General features: G+C 55.3%; 21 protein-coding genes and 1 pseudogene. 17 read left to right on the top strand and 5 right to left on the bottom strand.

The window, feature by feature from the left end; genetic code table 11:
• Window positions 1-36: 36 nt before the first annotated feature.
• Window positions 37-180, bottom strand: a complete 144-nt coding sequence (locus PUZ33_RS25195) for a hypothetical protein (RefSeq protein ID WP_418250466.1) — start codon at window positions 178-180, stop codon at window positions 37-39.
• Between the two features lie 425 nt (window positions 181-605).
• Between PUZ33_RS25195 and metK the strand changes: the two genes are divergently transcribed.
• The 8 genes from metK (at window position 606) to ruvX (ending at window position 7,680) form a co-directional block, all read left to right on the top strand.
• Window positions 606-1,760 (top strand): methionine adenosyltransferase, encoded by a 1,155-nt coding sequence (metK, locus tag PUZ33_RS05080; protein ID WP_013098658.1) that lies wholly within the window; start codon window positions 606-608, stop codon window positions 1,758-1,760.
• 350 nt (window positions 1,761-2,110) lie between these two features.
• Window positions 2,111-3,508 (top strand): galactose/proton symporter, encoded by a 1,398-nt coding sequence (gene galP, locus PUZ33_RS05075; RefSeq protein ID WP_020687062.1) that lies wholly within the window; start codon window positions 2,111-2,113, stop codon window positions 3,506-3,508.
• 58 nt (window positions 3,509-3,566) lie between these two features.
• The gene (locus PUZ33_RS05070) at window positions 3,567-4,064 is read left to right on the top strand and encodes a SprT family zinc-dependent metalloprotease (protein ID WP_003860035.1); all 498 of its coding nucleotides are present in this window, start codon (window positions 3,567-3,569) and stop codon (window positions 4,062-4,064) included.
• A gap of 94 nt (window positions 4,065-4,158) precedes the next feature.
• A complete protein-coding gene (endA, locus tag PUZ33_RS05065) occupies window positions 4,159-4,866 on the top strand; it encodes a deoxyribonuclease I (RefSeq protein ID WP_013098661.1) in 708 nt (235 codons plus the stop codon).
• A 52-nt stretch (window positions 4,867-4,918) separates the two neighbouring features.
• Entirely contained in the window at window positions 4,919-5,650 is a 732-nt protein-coding gene (gene rsmE, locus PUZ33_RS05060) for a 16S rRNA (uracil(1498)-N(3))-methyltransferase (RefSeq protein ID WP_013098662.1), read from the top strand.
• A 19-nt stretch (window positions 5,651-5,669) separates the two neighbouring features.
• Window positions 5,670-6,617, top strand: a complete 948-nt coding sequence (gshB, locus tag PUZ33_RS05055) for a glutathione synthase (protein ID WP_058680984.1) — start codon at window positions 5,670-5,672, stop codon at window positions 6,615-6,617.
• Window positions 6,618-6,703: 86 nt separating this feature from the next.
• Complete coding sequence (locus PUZ33_RS05050; RefSeq protein WP_058680985.1) at window positions 6,704-7,264, top strand: YqgE/AlgH family protein; 561 nt, start codon at window positions 6,704-6,706, stop codon at window positions 7,262-7,264.
• A complete protein-coding gene (ruvX, locus tag PUZ33_RS05045) occupies window positions 7,264-7,680 on the top strand; it encodes a Holliday junction resolvase RuvX (protein WP_006811925.1) in 417 nt (138 codons plus the stop codon). Before PUZ33_RS05050 ends, ruvX begins: the two co-directional genes overlap by 1 nt.
• Window positions 7,681-7,690: 10 nt before the next feature.
• Here the strand turns inward: ruvX and PUZ33_RS05040 are convergent, their stop codons facing one another.
• Window positions 7,691-8,671 (bottom strand): type IV pilus twitching motility protein PilT, encoded by a 981-nt coding sequence (locus PUZ33_RS05040; protein WP_029883139.1) that lies wholly within the window; start codon window positions 8,669-8,671, stop codon window positions 7,691-7,693.
• Window positions 8,672-8,688: 17 nt separating this feature from the next.
• On the opposite strand from PUZ33_RS05040, the gene PUZ33_RS05035 reads away from it, so the two are divergent.
• The 6 genes and pseudogenes from PUZ33_RS05035 to PUZ33_RS05010 form a co-directional block, all read left to right on the top strand.
• On the top strand, window positions 8,689-9,390 hold the full coding sequence (locus PUZ33_RS05035; protein ID WP_023620785.1) for a YggS family pyridoxal phosphate-dependent enzyme: 702 nt from the start codon (window positions 8,689-8,691) through the stop codon (window positions 9,388-9,390).
• A gap of 21 nt (window positions 9,391-9,411) precedes the next feature.
• Window positions 9,412-9,978 carry a YggT family protein gene (locus PUZ33_RS05030; protein WP_013098667.1) on the top strand — a complete coding sequence of 189 codons (567 nt, stop codon included), beginning with the start codon at window positions 9,412-9,414 and terminating at the stop codon, window positions 9,976-9,978.
• The gene (gene yggU, locus PUZ33_RS05025; protein ID WP_013098668.1) at window positions 9,975-10,262 is read left to right on the top strand and encodes a DUF167 family protein YggU; all 288 of its coding nucleotides are present in this window, start codon (window positions 9,975-9,977) and stop codon (window positions 10,260-10,262) included. The genes PUZ33_RS05030 and yggU overlap by 4 nt, the downstream gene beginning before the upstream one ends.
• 12 nt (window positions 10,263-10,274) lie before the next feature.
• A complete protein-coding gene (locus PUZ33_RS05020) occupies window positions 10,275-10,868 on the top strand; it encodes an XTP/dITP diphosphatase (protein WP_058680986.1) in 594 nt (197 codons plus the stop codon).
• Window positions 10,861-12,009, top strand: a complete 1,149-nt coding sequence (gene hemW / locus PUZ33_RS05015; RefSeq protein WP_058680987.1) for a radical SAM family heme chaperone HemW — start codon at window positions 10,861-10,863, stop codon at window positions 12,007-12,009. The genes PUZ33_RS05020 and hemW overlap by 8 nt, the downstream gene beginning before the upstream one ends.
• Before the next feature lie 35 nt (window positions 12,010-12,044).
• Window positions 12,045-12,164: pseudogene (locus tag PUZ33_RS05010) on the top strand (DUF559 domain-containing protein); the annotation flags it as partial.
• Between the two features lie 67 nt (window positions 12,165-12,231).
• On the opposite strand, the gene PUZ33_RS05005 reads toward PUZ33_RS05010, so the two are convergent.
• From PUZ33_RS05005 to trmB, 3 genes are read right to left on the bottom strand one after another with little or no spacing between them, the layout of a single operon-like run.
• On the bottom strand, window positions 12,232-12,948 hold the full coding sequence (locus PUZ33_RS05005; RefSeq protein ID WP_023621456.1) for a DUF2884 domain-containing protein: 717 nt from the start codon (window positions 12,946-12,948) through the stop codon (window positions 12,232-12,234).
• Window positions 12,949-13,004: 56 nt separating this feature from the next.
• Window positions 13,005-13,331, bottom strand: a complete 327-nt coding sequence (locus PUZ33_RS05000; RefSeq protein WP_003862421.1) for a YggL family protein — start codon at window positions 13,329-13,331, stop codon at window positions 13,005-13,007.
• A complete protein-coding gene (gene trmB, locus PUZ33_RS04995) occupies window positions 13,331-14,050 on the bottom strand; it encodes a tRNA (guanosine(46)-N7)-methyltransferase TrmB (protein ID WP_020689542.1) in 720 nt (239 codons plus the stop codon). Before trmB ends, PUZ33_RS05000 begins: the two co-directional genes overlap by 1 nt.
• Window positions 14,051-14,194: 144 nt before the next feature.
• On the opposite strand from trmB, the gene mutY reads away from it, so the two are divergent.
• The 3 genes from mutY to mltC are packed head-to-tail and all read left to right on the top strand — an operon-like array spanning window position 14,195 to window position 16,678.
• A complete protein-coding gene (gene mutY / locus PUZ33_RS04990) occupies window positions 14,195-15,247 on the top strand; it encodes an A/G-specific adenine glycosylase (RefSeq protein WP_168733707.1) in 1,053 nt (350 codons plus the stop codon).
• Between the two features lie 25 nt (window positions 15,248-15,272).
• Window positions 15,273-15,545, top strand: a complete 273-nt coding sequence (locus PUZ33_RS04985) for an oxidative damage protection protein (protein ID WP_013098674.1) — start codon at window positions 15,273-15,275, stop codon at window positions 15,543-15,545.
• Between the two features lie 56 nt (window positions 15,546-15,601).
• Window positions 15,602-16,678 carry a membrane-bound lytic murein transglycosylase MltC gene (mltC, locus tag PUZ33_RS04980; RefSeq protein ID WP_013098675.1) on the top strand — a complete coding sequence of 359 codons (1,077 nt, stop codon included), beginning with the start codon at window positions 15,602-15,604 and terminating at the stop codon, window positions 16,676-16,678.
• Window positions 16,679-16,869: the final 191 nt, after the last annotated feature.

The raw sequence follows: 16,869 nt of genomic DNA, 5'->3' as shown, positions 1-16,869 counted from the left end.
AACTCTTGTATTAACAAGAGCGCCCTTGTTCAGTTTTCACAAAGCGTGACCGGCTCTGGAATCCTGAGAAGCGCCGAGATGGGTATAACATCGGCAGGTTTGCAGACTAGAAATGCGGGTTGCGGGAATCAAATGCGCGCCAGAACGGCTGCGCTGAATTAGCGGAAAACGATGGTTCATTATCTCGTATCACCTCCACGGCCGCCTCTGCTGAAACGGACCACAAGCCAAAGCTAAAAGTTCACTGCTTAACCCGGCTGGAAGTGGCGACACGATGAGTTCATCGAGCGCTTTTTTGGTATGAGCCGCGCGCCGCGTTTTATACCGAGAACAGGGGTAAAAAGCAAAAGATAAATACGCGGGTTGCCAGGAGCGTCAGGAAAAATTTCCAGTAATGAATTCAACTCAGTGAGAGCGTTGTCAAAAAAAACTGGAAATCGGGCGAAGAAGTGACCTAAAATAGCCATCCAGATGTTAATCCATCTATACTGATTAACACTCATACTGCCAGTGTCAAAAAACCTGCGGCCTTGGTAGAATTATCTCCTTTGGCTATTCCACACAGCAGCTTGAGCTAACCAAATTCCTCTTAGGTGAAATAAAACATGGCAAAACACCTGTTTACGTCCGAGTCCGTATCAGAAGGACATCCTGATAAAATTGCTGACCAAATCTCCGATGCGGTGCTGGATGCGATCCTGACTCAGGATCCGAAAGCGCGCGTAGCGTGTGAAACCTATGTCAAAACCGGCATGGTTCTGGTTGGCGGTGAGATCACCACCAGCGCATGGGTTGATATCGAAGAGATCACCCGTAACACGGTACGTGAGATCGGTTATGTACATTCTGATATGGGCTTTGATGCCAATTCCTGCGCGGTTCTGAGCGCAATTGGTAAACAGTCTCCAGACATCAACCAGGGCGTTGACCGTGCCGATCCGCTGGAACAGGGCGCGGGCGACCAGGGTCTGATGTTCGGCTATGCAACCAACGAAACCGACGTGCTGATGCCAGCACCGGTGACTTACGCGCACCGTCTGGTGCAGCGCCAGGCTGAAGTGCGTAAAAACGGCACCCTGCCATGGCTGCGCCCGGATGCAAAAAGCCAGGTGACCTTCCAGTACGACGACGGCAAAATCGTCGGCATTGACGCGGTAGTTTTGTCTACCCAGCATGCCGAAGATATCGATCAGAAATCCCTGCAGGAAGCAGTGATGGAAGAGATCATCAAGCCTGTTCTGCCAACCGAATGGCTGAGCAGCGCAACCAAATACTTCATCAACCCAACCGGACGCTTTGTGATTGGCGGCCCAATGGGTGACTGCGGTCTGACCGGTCGTAAAATCATCGTTGATACCTACGGCGGCATGGCGCGTCACGGTGGCGGTGCATTCTCCGGTAAAGATCCATCAAAAGTGGACCGTTCTGCTGCTTACGCTGCACGCTATGTGGCGAAAAACATCGTTGCTGCAGGCCTGGCTGACCGCTGTGAGATCCAGGTTTCCTACGCCATCGGCGTGGCAGAGCCAACCTCCATCATGGTTGAAACCTTCGGTACTGAAAAAGTGCCTTCAGAACAGCTGACCCTGCTGGTGCGCGAGTTCTTCGACCTGCGTCCATACGGCCTGATTCAGATGCTGGATCTGCTGCACCCAATCTACAAAGAAACCGCTGCATACGGTCACTTTGGTCGCGAACATTTCCCATGGGAAAAAACCGACAAAGCCGCTCTGCTGCGTGAAGCTGCCGGTCTGAAGTAATCCACTACCCGCTGCTTAAACAGGCCAGCCTTTGTGCTGGCCTTTTTTATGGCGGGTGGCGGCAATGTTTGGAACCGCTTACACCTCACTTTCTAAACCCCGCTTTCAGAATATTCTCTTTGCATGATCGCCTTTCTTCTGCTGTTACATTTCCTTTCAGTTAAGTCTGAAATTCACACAAACGCGATGCACATCAATTAATTTACCTCTATATTTTCAAAGCTTTAATTATTTTTACGGTTGCAGCTTAGTGTAACCGATTACACCATTGTGATTTGTCTCACATATTTTTACGGGTCGCTCACCTACCCTTAACATCGATAAAACTGATAACCCAACTGGAGGGCATAATGCCTGACAATAATAAACAGGGGCGTACGTCCAACAAGGCGATGACTTTCTTCGTCTGCTTCCTTGCCGCCCTGGCAGGATTACTCTTTGGTCTGGATATCGGCGTGATTGCCGGCGCTCTTCCCTTCATCGCAGACGAATTCCAGATTAACGCACACACCCAGGAATGGGTGGTCAGCTCCATGATGTTTGGCGCGGCCGTTGGTGCCGTCGGCAGCGGCTGGCTCTCTTTCAAACTGGGACGTAAAAAGAGCCTGATGATTGGCGCGATCCTCTTCGTCGCCGGTTCCCTCTTCTCTGCCGCCGCTCCTAACGTTGAAGTGCTTATTCTTTCCCGCGTGCTGTTGGGGCTGGCCGTGGGCGTGGCGTCTTATACCGCGCCGCTTTACCTGTCAGAAATCGCGCCGGAGAAAATCCGCGGCAGTATGATTTCGATGTACCAGCTGATGATCACCATCGGTATTTTGGGTGCTTATCTGTCCGATACCGCGTTCAGCTACAGCGGCGCATGGCGCTGGATGCTGGGCGTGATCATCATTCCTGCCGTTCTGCTGCTGATTGGCGTCTTCTTCCTGCCGGACAGCCCGCGCTGGTTTGCCGCCAAACGCCGCTTCCACGATGCTGAACGGGTACTTTTGCGCCTGCGAGATACCAGCGCAGAGGCGAAGAACGAGCTGGAAGAGATCCGCGAAAGCCTGAAGGTGAAACAGTCTGGCTGGGCGCTGTTCAAAGAGAACAGCAACTTCCGCCGCGCGGTATTCCTTGGCGTGCTGTTACAGGTAATGCAGCAGTTCACCGGGATGAACGTCATCATGTATTACGCGCCAAAAATCTTTGAACTGGCGGGTTATACCAATACCACCGAGCAGATGTGGGGCACCGTGATCGTGGGGCTGACCAACGTGCTGGCGACTTTCATCGCCATCGGTCTGGTCGACCGCTGGGGACGTAAGCCAACGCTGACTCTGGGCTTCCTGGTGATGGCCGCCGGTATGGGGATTCTCGGTACCATGATGCACATGGGCATTCACTCTCCAACCGCGCAGTACCTGGCGGTAGGTATGCTGCTGATGTTTATCGTCGGGTTTGCAATGAGTGCCGGTCCGCTGATTTGGGTTCTGTGCTCTGAAATCCAGCCGCTGAAAGGGCGTGATTTCGGTATCACCTGCTCTACTGCGACCAACTGGATTGCCAACATGATCGTCGGTGCCACGTTCCTCACCATGCTCAACACGCTGGGTAATGCGAACACCTTCTGGGTCTACGCCGGTCTGAACCTGTTCTTTATTGTTCTCACCGTCTGGCTGGTTCCTGAAACCAAACACGTTTCACTGGAACACATTGAACGTAACCTGATGAAAGGTCGTCCGCTGCGCGAAATCGGCGCACACGACTAATCCTCTTGCGGGAGGCGCCTCTTGCGCCTCCCCGCTTCGCGCTTTATGCTCTGCCCCTATGAAAGCACCCCGTCTCCCCATCGCCATTCAGCAAGCCGTTATGCGCAGCCTGCGGGAAAAACTCGCCCAGGCCAACCTGAAGCTCGGCCGTAATTATCCGGAACCGAAACTCGTCTACCAGCAGCGAGGAACCGCGGCGGGTACCGCCTGGCTGGAATCCTATGAGATCCGCCTGAACCCGGTTCTGATGATGGAAAACCAGCAGGCGTTTATCGAGGAGGTGGTACCGCACGAACTGGCACACCTTCTGGTATGGAAACACTTCGGCCGCGTGGCTCCGCACGGCAAAGAGTGGAAATGGATGATGGAGGCGGTGCTCGGCGTTCCGGCACGCCGGACTCATCAGTTTGAACTGGAATCGGTACGCCGTAATACCTTCCCCTACCGCTGCCAGTGCCAACAGCATCAGCTCACCGTTCGTCGCCATAATCGTGTGGTACGCGGCGAGGCAACCTACCGCTGCGTGAAGTGCGGCGAGCCACTGGTCGCAGAATAACCAACTGAACTTTCAGGAACTTTCCTGATCTGGCTGATTGCATACCGGAACAACTTTCGCTACGTTGCGGGCTCGTTTTGACACGGAGTGTAAGATGTCCCGTAATTTCTCTCTCGCGGTTGCCTTTTTGACAACGGCCCTCTCCGGCCAGGCTCTGGCCGACGGTATCAACAGTTTCTCCCAGGCCAAAGCGGCAGGCGTGAAGGTCAACGCTGACGTGCCGGGCGATTTCTACTGTGGCTGCAAAATTAACTGGCAGGGTAAAAAAGGGATCGTTGACCTTGAATCCTGCGGCTATAAGGTGCGTAAAAACGAAAACCGCGCCAGCCGCATCGAGTGGGAGCATGTGGTTCCGGCATGGCAGTTTGGTCACCAGCGCCAGTGCTGGCAGGATGGCGGACGTAAAAACTGCGCCAAAGATCCGGTCTATCGTCAGATGGAAAGCGATATGCACAACCTGCAGCCGGCGGTTGGCGAAGTCAATGGCGATCGCGGCAACTTTATGTACAGCCAGTGGAACGGTGGCGAAGGTCAGTACGGCCAGTGCGGTATGAAGGTTGATTTTAAAGAGAAAGTCGCTGAGCCACCCGCCCGGGCACGCGGCAGCATTGCCCGCACGTACTTCTATATGCGCGATCGTTACAACCTCAACCTTTCCCGCCAGCAAACCCAACTGTTTAACGCCTGGAATAAACAATACCCGGTCACCGAGTGGGAATGTCAGCGCGACGAACGCATCGCCAGGGTCCAGGGGAATCATAACCCTTACGTCCAGCGGGCTTGCCAGGCGCAAAAGAGCTAACCTACACTAGCGGCAATTCGCTTACACAGCATGACACATGGAATTTTTGACTATGCGTATTCCTCGCATCTATCACCCTGAACTGATTACCGCTGGCCGCGAAATCGCCCTGTCTGACGATGCTGCCAACCACGTTGGCCGCGTGCTGCGCATGGGGGCAGGCCAGGCGATTCAGCTGTTTGACGGCTCCAACCAGGTTTTCGACGCGGAAATTACGCGGGCGGATAAAAAAAGCGTGCACGTCAATGTGCTGCGCGGCGAAATCGATGACCGTGAATCGCCGCTGCACATTCATCTGGGCCAGGTGATGTCGCGCGGGGAAAAGATGGAGTTCACCATTCAGAAATCCATTGAACTGGGTGTAAGCCTCATTACGCCACTTTTTTCTGAGCGCTGCGGCGTTAAACTGGATGCGGAACGTCTGAACAAGAAGATCCAGCAGTGGCAGAAAATTGCCATTGCTGCCTGTGAACAGAGTGGCCGCAACCGTATTCCGGAGATCCGCCCGGCGATGGACCTGGAAGACTGGTGTGCAGAAGAGGAGAGCGGGCTCAAGCTTAATCTCCATCCGCGCGCCAGCGCCAGCATCAATACGTTGCCGCTGCCCGTTGAGCGTGTACGCCTGCTGATTGGCCCGGAAGGCGGCCTGTCGGCAGATGAAATTGCCATGACGGCGCGTTACCAGTTTACTGATATTCTGTTGGGACCTCGCGTTCTGCGCACTGAGACAACGGCACTCACAGCCATCACCGCGCTACAGGTGCGGTTTGGCGATCTGGGTTGACCCATTAACGGAGAAGAACATGATCAAGCTCGGCATCGTGATGGACCCCATCGCAAACATTAACATCAAAAAAGATTCCAGCTTCGCTATGCTGCTGGAAGCGCAGCGTCGCGGCTATGAGCTCCACTATATGGAGATGAACGATCTTTATCTGATCAACGGTGAAGCCCGCGCACGCACCCGCATCGTTAACGTCGAGCAAGATTACGACAAATGGTACGAATTCGGCAGCGAGCAGGATATTGCGCTCGCCGATCTCAATGTCATCCTGATGCGTAAAGATCCTCCGTTCGACACCGAATACATCTACTGCACCTATATCCTTGAGCGCGCAGAAGAAAAAGGGACGCTTATCGTCAATAAGCCGCAGAGCCTGCGCGACTGCAACGAAAAGCTCTACACCGCCTGGTTCTCCGATCTGACGCCGGAAACGCTGGTGACCCGCAGCAAAACACAGCTTAAGGCATTCTGGCAGAAGCACGGTGATATCATCATGAAGCCGCTGGACGGCATGGGCGGTGCGTCTATTTTCCGCGTAAAAGAAGGCGACCCGAATATCGGCGTGATTGCCGAAACGCTGACCGAACTGGGTACGCGTTACTGCATGGCACAGAACTATCTGCCCGCGATTAAAGATGGCGATAAACGCGTCCTGATCGTGGATGGCGAACCCGTGCCTTACTGCCTGGCACGTATCCCGCAGGGGGGCGAAACCCGTGGCAATCTGGCGGCCGGTGGCCGTGGCGAACCGCGTCCGTTAACCGAAAGCGACTGGGAAATTGCCCGCCGCGTCGGCCCAACGCTGAAAGCCAAAGGCCTGATCTTTGTTGGCCTGGATATCATTGGCGATCGTCTGACCGAAGTGAACGTCACCAGCCCGACCTGCATTCGTGAAATTGAAGCGGAATTCCCGGTCTCGATCACCGGAATGCTGATGGACGCCATCGAAAAACGTCTCCAGAAATAACTTACCAATACTATTAGTGACAGCACCCCGGTTTGTCCGCATACTGGGGCTGTCGCTTTTTAAACCAGGAAACAGTACCTCTGACAATGAATTTACAGCATCACTTTCTTATTGCCATGCCTGCTCTCCAGGACCCGATTTTCCGCCGCTCCGTGGTTTATATTTGTGAATACAATGAAGACGGCGCGATGGGCATTATCATCAACAAACCGCTGGAAAACCTGCAGGTTGAAGGGATTCTGGAAAAGCTGAAAATTACAGCTGAAGCGCGCCTGCCGGAAATCCGTCTTGATAAACCGGTAATGCTGGGTGGCCCCCTTGCAGAGGATCGCGGTTTTATCCTGCATACGCCGCCCATTTTCTCTTCCAGTATTCGTATCTCTGACACCACGGTAATCACCACCTCCCGCGATGTGCTGGAAACGCTGGGCACCGCAGAGCAGCCTTCCGAAGTGCTGGTGGCACTGGGTTACGCCTCCTGGGAGAAGGGTCAGCTTGAACAGGAGATCCTGGATAACGCCTGGCTCACCGCACCTGCGGATATGAATATCCTGTTTAAAACCCCTATCGCCGATCGCTGGCGTGATGCGGCGAAACTGATTGGCATTGATATTCTGACCATGCCAGGCGTAGCGGGGCACGCGTAATGAGCGGCACACTTCTGGCCTTCGACTTTGGCACGAAAAGCATTGGCGTCGCCGTCGGCCAGCGTATCACCGGCACCGCTCGCCCGCTCACGGCCCTTAAGGCGAACGACGGCACACCGGACTGGAACCTCATTGAGCGTCTGCTCAAAGAGTGGCAGCCAGACGATGTGATTGTCGGTCTGCCGCTGAACATGGATGGCACTGAACAGCCGCTTACCGCCCGCGCGCGTAAGTTTGCCAATAAAATCCACGGTCGCTTTGGCGTCTCCGTGAAGCTCCACGACGAACGATTGAGTACCGTCGAAGCGCGTGCCGGCCTGTTTGAGCACGGGGGTTTCCGCGCACTCAACAAAGGCAGCGTCGATTCGGCTTCTGCCGTCATTATCCTCGAAAGCTATTTCGAACAGGGTTACTGAGCGCCGGGGCCTACAACCGCCCCTGCGCCCGTCGCTCTGCCAGGCTCTGGTCAAAGTTCTGCATCCCCGCCTGCTGACCGGTTTGAATAATCCCGGGCAACTGCCACGTTTTACCTTCGCGGATAAGGTTCGCTGCCGCTGGCGTATTCACCAGCAGTTCATACAGCGCGACGCGCCCACCCTGCAGGTCGGGAAGCAGTCTTTGCGCCAGCACCGCCCGCAGGCTGCCGGCCAGCTGATTACGCACCGGGTCTTTCTCCTGCGCCGGGAACGTATCGACCAGCCGTTCAATCGCCTGAGAGGCACCGCGCGTGTGCAGCGTCGCCAGCACCAGATGCCCGGTTTCAGCGGCCGTCAGCGCCAGGCGGATCGTTTCGCTGTCGCGCAGTTCTCCCAGCAGGATGACATCCGGATCTTCACGCAACGCAGCGCGCAGCGCCTCGGCAAATGAGGGACTGTGCAGGCCGATCTCTCGCTGCTGAATCAGGCAACGTTCGCTCTGATAGACAAACTCCACCGGATCTTCCAGCGTCAGAATATGCCCATCCGTCTGGTGATTAAGAAAATCCACCATTGCCGCAAGGGTGGTAGATTTGCCGCTGCCGGTTGCCCCCGTCACCAATATCAGCCCACTGTCGTGGGATAAGAGTTCCGGGATAGCCCGGGGAACACCCAAAGCGGAGAGCTGCGGACAGGCCCGGGGCAACAGGCGTAGCGTGATGGAGTTGCCCTTCATCTGTTTAAAGGCACTTGCGCGCAGACGCTGGTTTCCCGTAAGGGTCACGGCAAAATCCACCTGCCCGCTTGCCCACCATGCCCCCTGCTGCTCATCGTTGAGCCACGTTTTCAGTAACGCATCCACATCGGGAGAGGGAAAGGGAGCCGGTTCAAGGCGGCCTACTCTGCGCCAGCGCGGTGGCGAATCACTGCACAGGTGTAGATCGGAGACATTATGCTTTACACTAAGGGCCACAATTTCTTCCACATCCATACATTACTCCTCGGAAAATGAACAACATTGCGCATAACCTGGCACAGGTCCGGGACAAAATCTCAGCCGCAGCAACACGTTGCGGCCGTGCTTCAGAAGAAATTACGTTACTTGCAGTGAGCAAAACCAAGCCTGCGAGCGCCATCGCAGAAGCGATTGATGCTGGCCAGCGTGCATTTGGTGAAAACTACGTGCAGGAAGGCGTGGATAAAATTCGCTACTTCCAGGAGCAGGGGAATACCGGCCTGCAATGGCACTTTATTGGCCCACTGCAGTCGAATAAAAGCCGTCTGGTGGCAGAGCACTTTGACTGGTGCCATACCATCGACCGTCTGCGCATTGCCACACGTCTGAACGATCAGCGCCCGGCGGAGATGCCCGCGCTTAACGTGCTGATTCAAATCAACATCAGTGATGAAAACAGCAAGTCCGGCATTGCGCTGAGCGAGCTGGATGCGCTGGCGGCTGAAGTGGCCGCGCTGCCGCGCTTAACCCTGCGCGGTTTGATGGCAATCCCGGCGCCTGAGTCAAGTTATGAAAGGCAGTTTGCCGTGGCACAGCAAATGGCTGTAGCATTTGGGGCGCTTAAAGCGCGCTACGAAACGGTAGACACGCTTTCTCTGGGCATGTCGGATGATATGGAAGCCGCCATCGCGGCAGGCAGCACTATGGTGCGCATCGGCACGGCAATATTCGGTGCGCGCGACTACACCCAATAATAAGGAAACCTGAGGAACGCCATGAAGACGTTGACTTTCCTGCTCTCAACGGTCATTGAGCTGTATACGATGGCGCTTTTGCTGCGCGTCTGGATGCAGTGGGCCCGCTGTGATTTTTATAACCCGTTCTCGCAGTTTGTCGTGAAAATCACCCAACCTGTTGTGGGGCCGCTGCGCCGTATTATTCCGGCGATGGGCCCCATTGACAGCGCATCGCTGCTGGTAGCGTTTATTCTGAGCGTTATCAAAGCGATTGTGCTGTTTATGGTCATCACCTTCCAGCCGATCATCTGGATTGCTGCCGTCCTGATCCTGATTAAAACCATCGGTCTGCTGATCTTCTGGGTGCTGCTGGTCATGGCCATCATGAGTTGGGTCAGCCAGGGCCGTAGCCCGGTGGAATATGCATTGATTCAGCTGGCGGAACCGCTGCTGCGCCCTATCCGCAACCTGCTCCCGTCAATGGGCGGCATCGACTTTTCCCCGATGATCCTGGTTCTGCTGCTGTATGTCGTTAATATGGGCATTGCCGAGCTGTTACAGTCCACGGGCGATATGCTGCTGCCGGGGCTGTGGATGGCGCTATGAGTGCAGTAAGCACCTGCGCTGATGGGCTGGTTTTACGGCTGTATATTCAGCCGAAAGCCAGCCGTGACAATATTGTTGGACTGCATGGCGACGAGTTAAAAGTCGCCATCACCGCCCCACCGGTAGATGGCCAGGCAAATGCGCATCTGACCAAATATCTGGCAAAACAGTTTCGCGTTGCTAAAAGCCAGGTCATCATAGAAAAGGGTGAACTTGGGCGGCATAAACAGGTAAAAATCCTTAATCCGCAATCCATCCCGACGGAAGTCGCGGCTCTGATTTAACAGGATAAAACGATGCAGAAAGTTGTTCTCGCTACCGGCAACGCCGGTAAAGTGCGCGAGCTGGCCTCGCTATTAAATGATTTTGGGCTGGATGTGGTGGCGCAGACCGAGCTTGGCGTGGAGTCCGCCGAAGAGACCGGCCTGACGTTTATCGAAAACGCGATCCTGAAAGCACGCCATGCCGCACAGGTCACCGGCCTGCCCGCGATTGCCGATGATTCCGGTCTGGCGGTTGATTTTCTGGGCGGTGCTCCGGGCATTTACTCTGCCCGCTATTCAGGCGTGGACGCCACCGACCAGCAGAATCTGGAAAAGCTGCTTGTCGCCCTGAAGGATGTGCCAGACGAACAGCGTACCGCGCAGTTCCACTGCGTGCTGGTTTATATGCGTCACGCTGAAGACCCCACGCCTGTCGTCTGCCACGGCAGCTGGCCGGGGGTGATTACCCGTGAAGCCACCGGTAACGGCGGCTTTGGCTACGATCCGATTTTCTTTGTCCCGACTGAGGGCAAAACCGCTGCGGAACTGACCCGCGAAGAGAAAAGCGCGATTTCCCACCGAGGACGCGCCCTGAAACTGTTACTGGAAGCCCTGCGTAATGGCTAATTTGCCGCCTCTGAGTCTTTATATTCATATCCCCTGGTGCGTGCAGAAATGCCCGTACTGCGATTTCAACTCGCATGCGCTGAAAGGTGAAGTGCCGCACGATGATTACGTTGCGCATCTGCTGGCCGACCTGGATGCCGATGTACCTTACGCACAGGGACGTGAAGTGAAGACCATTTTTATTGGTGGCGGTACGCCGAGCCTGCTGTCAGGCCCGGCGATGCAGACGCTGCTGGACGGCGTGCGTGCGCGCCTGAATCTGGCAGCGGATGCTGAAATTACGATGGAAGCCAACCCCGGGACCGTTGAGGCCGACCGTTTTGTCGAGTATCAGCGGGCGGGCGTGAACCGGATTTCCATCGGCGTGCAGAGCTTTAGCGAGCCGAAGTTAAAACGACTGGGGCGTATTCACGGCCCGGAAGAGGCGAAGCGGGCGGCAACGCTGGCTACTGGGCTGGGTCTGCGCAGTTTTAACCTCGACCTGATGCACGGCCTGCCGGATCAGTCGCTGGAAGAGGCGCTGGACGATTTGCGTCAGGCGATTGCCCTGAACCCGCCGCATCTTTCGTGGTATCAGCTGACCATCGAGCCCAATACGCTGTTTGGCTCTCGTCCGCCGGTGCTGCCGGATGACGATGCGCTGTGGGATATCTTTGAGCAGGGCCATCAACTGTTGACCGCCGCAGGCTATCAGCAGTACGAAACGTCGGCCTATGCGAAGCCGGGCTACCAGTGCCAGCACAACCTGAACTACTGGCGCTTTGGCGACTATCTGGGCATTGGCTGCGGCGCGCACGGTAAAGTGACGTTCCCTGACGGGCGTATCCTGCGTACCGCAAAAACTCGCCATCCGCGCGGGTATATGGAAGGTCGTTATCTCGAACGGCAGCACGATGTCGAGGCGGTGGATAAGCCGTTTGAGTTCTTTATGAACCGCTTCCGCCTGCTGGAAGCCGCGCCGCGTAAAGAGTTTGCCCTTTATACCGGGTTGCCGGAAACCGTGATTCGCCCACAAATTGACGAGGCGCTGGCACAGGGGTATCTCACGGAATGTGAGGAATACTGGCAGATCACCGAGCACGGCAAACTGTTCTTAAACTCCCTTCTTGAGCTGTTCCTCGCCGAAGAATCTGAAGGCTGATTCAGGATTTTGCATCCCGTTCTGCCAGCTGAGGGAAAGGCTGGCATGTCATTCGATTCTGGAATAACGAACTCTGGAACAACGAAGAGGCGGTATTAGAACAAATACGGGAAACCCTGCAAATGCTACTACCCTCACCCCGGCCCTCTCCCTGAAAGGGAGAGGGAGCAAACCATTCCCTCGCCCCCTTGGGGAGAGGGTTAGGGTGAGGGGTGAAGTTAATTACTTCAACGTCCCCACCAGTGCCTTCCTGCTATCTTCCAGCGACACCACGCGTTTACACACGTCTTTACCGAACTGCTGGAAATCGGCTTCCTGATTCTTCCACTCGTTCTGAATCGAGGTCTGCAGACCGCCCAGGCTACCCAGCACGCCCTGCAGCGGGTTACCGCCGCCTTTCAGTACCGCTTTGGCGCCCATCTCGTTAATGCTGTCCTGCAGGATGCCGCCCATGGCCTGATTCACCAGTTGCTGGCCGTCAGCACGCACCTGATCAATCGCTTTGTAGTGGAACGTCAGGCCGTCGGTACGATGCTCGATAATCCGGTTCATCTGCTCTTTCAGCTGTTTGTCGAGCTTCGTCAGGCGGGTGCGCATGTTGCTGCTCTCACCTACCTCTTTGGTAATGATCTTATCCAGCGCAACGCGGCCTTTCTCAACGCGGGTCAGGGCGCCTTCGTCAATCCACGGCAGCGCAGTACGCAAATCGGCCTGGTAGTCTCTGGCCTGCTCACGCTGCGCGGCGGTCAGGTTGTACTGTTTGCCATTGAACGTGACATCACCCTGCGGCGTGATGACCAGATTGCCGTTCTCACCTTTAACCTGAACGGTTTGCGGACTTAACACCACGTCATCACGCGGGGTGACGCTACATTTATACTCCGCATGGGCGGTGAATCCGGTTGCCATTAAGACAACAGCCAGCAACGTTTTGCGCATCTTTAACACTCCCTCAGACAAAATGGGCCAGCTAATGCTGGCCCCTGACTTCTTTATTAGTCCCACCAAACGTCGAAAAGTTCGCTGACGCGGACATCTTCCAGTTTGTGGTCTTCAAGCCATTTACGTACCAGCGCCTGATGTTCTTCGGTGCATTTACCCACTTCCTGGGTGCAGATAAGACCTTCCCACGCCAGATAGCCGCTACCGTCGAAGGCCAGCTTGTTTGGCTCGATCACCTCGTTGATGAACGCATCAACGTCCTGATCGATCTGCTCAACGCTGGTGCCTTCCGGGAAACGCCAGGCAACGGAGAAGCCCACTTCCTGGAATTCTTCGATGTGCATCTTTTTACGCAGACGACGGCTACGATTCTTTGCCATTATTTCACCCTCTCGAACATTAAGTCCCATACGCCGTGACCAAGACGATGGCCACGCTGTTCAAATTTCGTTACCGGACGCGATTCCGGACGCGGTACATAGTCGTTGCTCTCTGACTGGTTTTTATACCCGTCCAGAGACGACATCACTTCCAGCATATGTTCCGCATACGGTTCCCAGTCGGTCGCCATATGGAAGACACCGCCCAGTTTCAGCTTACTTTTTACCAGCTCAGCAAACGGCGCCTGAACGATACGGCGCTTATTATGACGTGCTTTGTGCCACGGGTCAGGGAAAAAGAGCTGAACCATGTTCAAAGAATTGTCAGGAATCATTTTGTGCAGCACTTCCACCGCGTCGTGACACATCACGCGCAGGTTCTCGACCCCCTCTTCGTGGGCGGTGGCCAGACACGCGCCAACGCCTGGAGAATGCACTTCTATGCCGAGGAAGTTCTGCTCCGGGCGGGCTTTCGCCATGGTCACCAGCGAGGTGCCCATACCAAAGCCGATCTCCAGGGTCACTGGCGCATCGCGACCGAACAGGTCGGCAAAGTCGAGCGGCTGCTCGCTGAACTCAACGCCCATCACCGGCCAGTAGTTGTCCAGCGCGTGTTGCTGCCCTTTTGTCAGGCGACCCTGACGGCGGACAAAGCTGCGAATACGGCGCAGCGGGCGACCGTTTTCATCAAATTCCGGTGAAATGACGTCGTTTTTCATAAAAGAGTTGTCTGCTTGTGAGAATGTTCGGGAAACGGGCATTATCCAAAGTTAAGGCTTCTATGCAAGCATGGGAAAGATCCGGTTTACAGCAGATTGACGCTGTGCTGCAATCGGCGTCCCTGATTATACGAATCGATGACCATGCAAGCCTCTCAATTTTCAGCCCAGGTGCTGGACTGGTACGACAAATACGGGCGTAAAACCCTGCCCTGGCAAATTGAAAAAACGCCTTACAAAGTATGGCTCTCCGAAGTGATGTTGCAACAAACGCAGGTTGCCACGGTGATCCCTTACTTTGAGCGTTTTATGGCGCGCTTTCCCACGGTAACCGATCTGGCCAACGCGCCGTTAGACGAGGTGCTGCACCTGTGGACAGGGCTTGGCTACTACGCCCGCGCGCGCAATCTGCACAAAGCCGCGCAGCAGGTCGCGACGCGCCACAACGGTAAATTCCCGGAAACCTTCGACGAGGTGGCGGATTTACCCGGCGTTGGGCGATCCACCGCGGGTGCCATCCTCTCACTGTCCCTCGGCAAACATTTCCCGATCCTTGACGGTAACGTGAAGCGCGTGCTGGCACGTTGCTATGCGGTTGACGGCTGGCCGGGGAAAAAAGAGGTCGAAAAGCGGCTGTGGGAGATCAGCGAAGCGGTGACCCCGGCAAAGGGCGTGGAGCGGTTTAACCAGGCGATGATGGATCTCGGTGCGATGGTCTGCACGCGCTCGAAACCAAAATGCGAGCTCTGCCCGCTCAATAACCTGTGCGTGGCGTACGCAAATCATTCCTGGGCGCAGTATCCCGGTAAAAAGCCGAAGCAGACGCTGCCGGAGCGCACCGGTTACATGCTGTTGATGCAGCATGGGGACGAGGTCTTTCTGGCGCAGCGCCCGCCGAGCGGCCTCTGGGGTGGTCTATACTGCTTCCCACAGTTTGAAGATGAAGCCACGCTGCGGGCCTGGCTTAAACAGCGCGGCATTGCTGCCGATAACCTGACGCAGCAGACCGCGTTTCGCCACACTTTCAGCCATTTCCATCTGGATATAGTGCCGATGTGGCTTCCCGTGTCCTCCTTCGCCTCGTGCATGGATGAAGGCACCGCTCTCTGGTATAACTTAGCGCAACCGCCATCAGTCGGGCTGGCGGCTCCCGTGGAGCGCCTGTTACAACAATTACGTGCCGGTGCAATGGTTTAGCATCGGCTAAAAAAGAGGAATGAGTATGGCCAGAACCATTTTTTGTACTTTCCTGCAGCGCGACGCTGAAGGCCAGGACTTCCAGCTCTATCCGGGCGAACTGGGTAAGCGCATTTATAACGAGATCTCCAAAGAAGCCTGGGGACAGTGGCAGAAAAAACAGACCATGCTGATTAACGAGAAAAAACTCAGCATGATGAACCCGGAACACCGCAAGCTGCTGGAGCAGGAGATGGTGAACTTCCTGTTCGAAGGTAAAGACGTGCACATCGAAGGTTATACGCCGCCGGAAAAATAACAGCGCGCGGGGGAAACCCCGCCGTTCAAGCAAACACAACACGCACTCCCGGAATGATGAAAAAAATTTTAGCGCTAGCCCTTGTTGCGCCGTTGCTTGTCTCGTGTTCATCCAAAAAAGGCGATGAATACAACGAAGCCTGGGTTAAGGACACCAACGGTTTTGATATTTTGATGGGGCAGTTTGCCCACAACATCGAGAACATATGGGGATTTAACGAAGTTCTTATCGCCGGACCTAAGGATTACGTTAAGTACACCGACGCCTACCAGACCCGTAGCCACATCAACTTCGATGACGGTACGATCACGGTTGAAACCATCGCGGGGACTGACCCTGCGGCGCATTTACGGCAGGCCATTATCAAAACCCTGCTGATGGGCGACGATCCGGGTTCTATCGATCTCTACTCCGACGCCGACGACATTACCATTTCTAAAGAGCCGTTCCTGTATGGTCAGGTCGTGGACCAGACCGGTCAGCCAATCCGCTGGGAAGGCCGCGCCACGAAATTCGCCGACTATCTGCTGCAAACGCGTCTGAAAAGCCGTACCAACGGCCTGAAAGTGATTTATAGCGTCACGATTAACCTGGTGCCGAACCACCTCGACAAGCGTGCGCATAAGTATCTGGGCATGGTGCGTCAGGCGTCACGTAAATATGGCGTGGATGAGTCGCTGATCCTGGCGATCATGCAGACCGAATCGTCCTTTAACCCGTACGCCGTGAGCCGTTCCGACGCGCTGGGGCTGATGCAGGTTGTCCAGCACAGTGCCGGTAAAGACGTGTTCCGTGCACAGGGGAAATCCGGCACGCCGAGCCGTAGCTATCTGTTTGACCCGCAAAGCAACATTGATACCGGCACGGCCTATCTGGCGATGCTGAACAATGTTTATCTGGGCGGAATTGATAACCCAACCTCACGTCGCTATGCGGTCATTACCGCGTACAACGGCGGTGCAGGCAGCGTGCTGCGTGTCTTCTCGAATGACAAAGTGCAGGCCGCAAATATCATCAACAGCATGGCGCCGGGGGATGTGTACGCCACCCTCACCACCCGCCACCCGTCTGCGGAATCCCGTCGTTATCTGTATAAGGTGAATACGGCGCAGAAGAACTATCGTCGCCGCTAGAAAATAACACCCCTCACCCTGCCCTCTCCCAAAGGGAGAGGGTATTCAAGTTCCCTCTCCCTTTGGGCTGAGGGATCCCCAGTAATATGGTCATGCCACCATGACCATATTACTGTACTCTTTTCCCAGCTTTTTCATCTCGTTAACTATATTCAGCCGTCTCACTTTCCCGGGCTCATGCCGGATGACTT

Origin of the sequence: Enterobacter cloacae complex sp. 2022EL-00981, assembly GCF_028737495.1 — a bacterium.
Classification (GTDB): Bacteria; Pseudomonadota; Gammaproteobacteria; order Enterobacterales; family Enterobacteriaceae; genus Enterobacter; species Enterobacter cloacae.
The sequence above is the reverse complement of the archived record's forward strand: the minus strand, read 5'-3'. Positions and strand labels throughout refer to the sequence as shown.

Coding starts and splice junctions, on each gene's coding strand:
- PUZ33_RS25195 (WP_418250466.1), bottom strand. CDS start 180: ATGAACCATCGTTTTCCGCTAATTCAGCGCAGCCGTTCTGGCGCGCAT.
- metK (WP_013098658.1), top strand. CDS start 606: ATGGCAAAACACCTGTTTACGTCCGAGTCCGTATCAGAAGGACATCCT.
- galP (WP_020687062.1), top strand. CDS start 2,111: ATGCCTGACAATAATAAACAGGGGCGTACGTCCAACAAGGCGATGACT.
- PUZ33_RS05070 (WP_003860035.1), top strand. CDS start 3,567: ATGAAAGCACCCCGTCTCCCCATCGCCATTCAGCAAGCCGTTATGCGC.
- endA (WP_013098661.1), top strand. CDS start 4,159: ATGTCCCGTAATTTCTCTCTCGCGGTTGCCTTTTTGACAACGGCCCTC.
- rsmE (WP_013098662.1), top strand. CDS start 4,919: ATGCGTATTCCTCGCATCTATCACCCTGAACTGATTACCGCTGGCCGC.
- gshB (WP_058680984.1), top strand. CDS start 5,670: ATGATCAAGCTCGGCATCGTGATGGACCCCATCGCAAACATTAACATC.
- PUZ33_RS05050 (WP_058680985.1), top strand. CDS start 6,704: ATGAATTTACAGCATCACTTTCTTATTGCCATGCCTGCTCTCCAGGAC.
- ruvX (WP_006811925.1), top strand. CDS start 7,264: ATGAGCGGCACACTTCTGGCCTTCGACTTTGGCACGAAAAGCATTGGC.
- PUZ33_RS05040 (WP_029883139.1), bottom strand. CDS start 8,671: ATGGATGTGGAAGAAATTGTGGCCCTTAGTGTAAAGCATAATGTCTCC.
- PUZ33_RS05035 (WP_023620785.1), top strand. CDS start 8,689: ATGAACAACATTGCGCATAACCTGGCACAGGTCCGGGACAAAATCTCA.
- PUZ33_RS05030 (WP_013098667.1), top strand. CDS start 9,412: ATGAAGACGTTGACTTTCCTGCTCTCAACGGTCATTGAGCTGTATACG.
- yggU (WP_013098668.1), top strand. CDS start 9,975: ATGAGTGCAGTAAGCACCTGCGCTGATGGGCTGGTTTTACGGCTGTAT.
- PUZ33_RS05020 (WP_058680986.1), top strand. CDS start 10,275: ATGCAGAAAGTTGTTCTCGCTACCGGCAACGCCGGTAAAGTGCGCGAG.
- hemW (WP_058680987.1), top strand. CDS start 10,861: ATGGCTAATTTGCCGCCTCTGAGTCTTTATATTCATATCCCCTGGTGC.
- PUZ33_RS05005 (WP_023621456.1), bottom strand. CDS start 12,948: ATGCGCAAAACGTTGCTGGCTGTTGTCTTAATGGCAACCGGATTCACC.
- PUZ33_RS05000 (WP_003862421.1), bottom strand. CDS start 13,331: ATGGCAAAGAATCGTAGCCGTCGTCTGCGTAAAAAGATGCACATCGAA.
- trmB (WP_020689542.1), bottom strand. CDS start 14,050: ATGAAAAACGACGTCATTTCACCGGAATTTGATGAAAACGGTCGCCCG.
- mutY (WP_168733707.1), top strand. CDS start 14,195: ATGCAAGCCTCTCAATTTTCAGCCCAGGTGCTGGACTGGTACGACAAA.
- PUZ33_RS04985 (WP_013098674.1), top strand. CDS start 15,273: ATGGCCAGAACCATTTTTTGTACTTTCCTGCAGCGCGACGCTGAAGGC.
- mltC (WP_013098675.1), top strand. CDS start 15,602: ATGAAAAAAATTTTAGCGCTAGCCCTTGTTGCGCCGTTGCTTGTCTCG.